The sequence below is a fragment of the Roseovarius sp. genome, from assembly GCF_018066915.1.
Classification (GTDB): domain Bacteria; phylum Pseudomonadota; class Alphaproteobacteria; order Rhodobacterales; family Rhodobacteraceae; genus Roseovarius.
Map to the genome: position 1 here is coordinate 1 of NZ_JAGPVV010000314.1, position 3,464 is coordinate 3,464.

At 66.6% G+C, this 3,464-nt stretch carries 2 protein-coding genes and 1 pseudogene; all 3 read right to left on the reverse strand.

What is annotated here, in order from left to right; translation table 11 throughout:
• Window positions 1-744, reverse strand: a 744-nt coding sequence (xdhC, locus tag KBT70_RS17815; protein ID WP_296637368.1) for a xanthine dehydrogenase accessory protein XdhC, incomplete at its 3' end; no start/stop codon positions are given.
• Window positions 737-3,088, reverse strand: a complete 2,352-nt coding sequence (gene xdhB / locus KBT70_RS17820; RefSeq protein ID WP_296637370.1) for a xanthine dehydrogenase molybdopterin binding subunit — start codon at window positions 3,086-3,088, stop codon at window positions 737-739. The genes xdhC and xdhB, both read right to left, overlap by 8 nt.
• Window positions 3,085-3,464: pseudogene (locus tag KBT70_RS17825) on the reverse strand (xanthine dehydrogenase small subunit); the annotation flags it as partial. The gene xdhB and the pseudogene KBT70_RS17825, both read right to left, overlap by 4 nt.

Here is a 3,464-nt window from a genome sequence, read left to right on the forward strand (position 1 = left end):
TTTGGTCGCAGAGCCGATCAGCCCCGCGCTTGCGAAAGGCCGTTGCAAGAGCTGATGGCACAGCTCGAGATCAAGCGCGTGATCGTGGGTCACGATGACATGCGTGGCGGTGTCTTGGGCAGCGCTCAGCGCGCGCAGGGGATGGTCCGACGGCGTGATCGCTGCGGGCATATTCCGCAGCATTTCAGCGCGTGTATCGGCCAGCTTGACCGCCAGATCGGGCAATGGGGCGAGCATTTCTGCCAAGGCGCGGCCCACATGGCCCGCGCCGTGGATCACCACCGGATGCCGGGGCGGAAGACGCTCGATCAGCCAGCCGTCCGACCATGTGATCGTGGCATCACCCCCTTGCCGTGCCATGCGGGGCGGATCGCCTGCGCCGGCTTCGATCCGCCGCGCCCAGAGACCGGTCTCAGCCAGCGTGCTTGCGGCCTCTTCCACACTCTGACGGTCGAACCGCTCGATCACCAGAACCACCGCCCCACCACAGCATTGCCCAAGGGCAGGGCCGAGCGCTTGGCGCAGCACGCGGATGCCTACGCCTTCAGTCAAAAGCGCGCGCGCGGCACCTGCTGCCTCATGTTCCAGCCGCCCACCGCCGATGCTGCCCGATTGCCCATCGGGCCAGACCAGCATCGCGGCCCCGGCAGCGCGCGGGGTGGACCCTCGGGTTGCGGCAATGACAACCCGCGCAATCGCGCCCTCGCGTGCGACGGCTCTGCGCAGATCGTCGAGATCACGCATCGGCGCGCGCCCTCTGGCGTGCGATGGCGCTCAGCACCCGTTCTGGTGTGGCAGGGGCGTCAAGCGCCGGATAGCCCGGACCAAACGCCGCCACCGCATCGCTGAGCGCCATCAGGGTCGAAATTCCCAGCATAAACGGCGGCTCGCCCACGGCCTTGGAGCGGTAGATCGTCGGGCGCGGGTTCTCCGCGTCCCACAGCGCCACGTTGAACACCGCGGGCCGGTCCGAACAGGCGGGGATTTTGTAGGTCGAGGGCGCGTGGGTGCGCAGCCGCCCGGCGTCTTCCCACACCAGTTCCTCGACCGTGAGCCAGCCTGCCCCCTGCACATAGCCGCCTTCGATCTGCCCGATGTCGAGCGCGGGATTGAGAGAGGCCCCGCAATCATGCAGGATATCGGCGCGCAGGATGCGGTTCTCACCACTCAGCCCGTCCACCACCACCTCGGTCACGGCGGCACCATAGGCGAAATAGTAGAACGGCCGCCCCTCCCCCTTGATCCGGTCCCATGCCAGATCGGGCGTCTTGTAGAATCCGGTCGCGGACAGGCTGATGCGCTGCTCGTAGCAGAACTTGGCGGCTGCGGCGAAACTGAGGCGCTGATCGCCAATCTGCACCATGCCCTCGGTGAACTGTACCGCGTCTGGCGAAACGCCATGATGCTGTGCCAGACACGCGGCCATCCGGTCCCGGATCGCATCACAGGCCGCCTTGACCGCCATGCCATTGAGATCGCTGCCGGAACTTGCGGCCGTGGCCGAGGTGTTGGGCACCTTGGCGGTATCGGTCGCGGTGATCTTGATGGCCTCCAGCGGCAGGCCAAAACCGGCGGCGGCCACCTGCGCCACCTTTTGAAACAGGCCCTGCCCCATTTCGGTGCCGCCATGATTGAGATGCACCGAGCCGTCCTGATAGACATGCACCAAGGCCCCGGCCTGATTGAGGTGGCTCAGCGTAAAGGATATCCCGAACTTGACCGGCGTCAGCGCGAGTCCCTTTTTCAGCACGGGGTTGCGGGCGTTCCACGCTGCCACCTCTGCCCGCCGCGCGGTATAGTCCGAGGTGTCCATCAGCCGCTCGGTCATCTCGTGCAGGATGAAATCCGTGACCTCCTGCCCATAAGGCGTGACCTGCGGTTTCATCTGGCCGGAAATACCCTCGGGGGGGCGCGCAGCGCGGGGGGCAGACAGCCCCCCTCCTGTGCTTGCAGCATAGTAGTTGCGTCGCCGCACAGCGAGCGGATCAAGCCCGAGGCTGTGGGCCACGTGATCCATCACCCGCTCGATGCCCAGCATGCCCTGCGGCCCGCCAAAGCCGCGAAACGCGGTGGCAGAGGCGGTGTTGGTGCGCAACCGATGGCTCTCGATCCGCACAGCGGGCAGGTGATAGGCATTGTCGGCATGCAGCATGGCGCGGTCGGCCACGGGCAGCGACAGATCCTGTGACCATCCACAGCGGGCATATTGCACGAACTCCACCCCGGTCAGCCGCCCACTGGCATCGAACCCGGCCTGATAGGCGATGCGGAAATCATGGCGCTTGCCGGTGATCACCATGTCATCGTCGCGGTCATAGCGCATCTTGCAGGGTTGACCCGTGTGCCGCGCCGCGACGGCGCAGGCGATTGCGGGGGCGTTGGCCTGACTTTCCTTGCCGCCAAAGCCGCCGCCCATGCGCCGTGTCTCGACCCGCACGGCGTGCATGGGCCGACCGAGCGCCTCAGCCACCTTGTGCTGCACTTCGCTGGGATGCTGGGTCGAGGCGTGGATCACCATGTCGCCCCCCTCTTGCGGCAGAGCAAGGGCGGCCTGACCTTCGAGGTAGAAATGCTCTTGCCCACCCATCTCGATCACGCCGTCAATCTTGTGGGCCGCGTCGGTGATGGCGCGGGCGGCGTCGCCCCTTTGCCAGATGCGCGGGCCCTCTTCGAAGCGGCTATTGGCGGCAAGGGCCGCATCAATGCTCAGGATCGGCGGGGCCTCTGCATAGCGGATGGTTCCCCGGCGCGCGGCGCGGCGCGCGGCCAGATGGCTGGTTGCGATCACCAGAAAGAGCGGCTGGCCATGGTAGTGCACCTCGCCCGTGCACAAGAGCGGCTCGTCATGGGCCGAGGGCGAGCAATCGGCGTCTTGCGGCAGATCGGCAGCGGTCAGCACGGCGATGACCCCCGCGCTCTGGCGCACCGGCGCAAGGTCCATTTCAGTGACGCGCCCCGCCGCGATGGTGCTGAGGCCAAAGGCCAGATGCAGCGTGCCGCGTGGGCTGGGAATGTCGTCGACATAGCGCGCGGCCCCGGTCACATGGAGCTGTGCTGCGTCATGCGGCAGAGGGCGGGCGACGGTCATGGTGCGACCTCGAGAACCGAGGTGGCGATGCCCTGATCCTCGAGAAAATAGCGCCTCAAGAGGTTGCGCGCGGTGGTCAGGCGATAGTCGGCAGAGGCGCGCATATCCGACAGCGGCGCGAAATCCTGCGCCCATGCCGCATGGCTGGCGGTGATCGTGGCCTCGGTCCACGGTTGGCCGATCAGCGTCGCTTCGACATGGGCGGCACGCTTGGGAATGCCCGCCATACCGCCAAAGGCGATCCGCGCGGCGGTGATCCGCCCTGCGTCCACGGTGATGTTGAAGCAACCCAGCAGAGCCGAGATATCCTGATCAAAGCGTTTCGAGATTTTGTAGCAGCGCAGGCGGTCGGGCTGGCGGGGCAGGCTGATGGCCT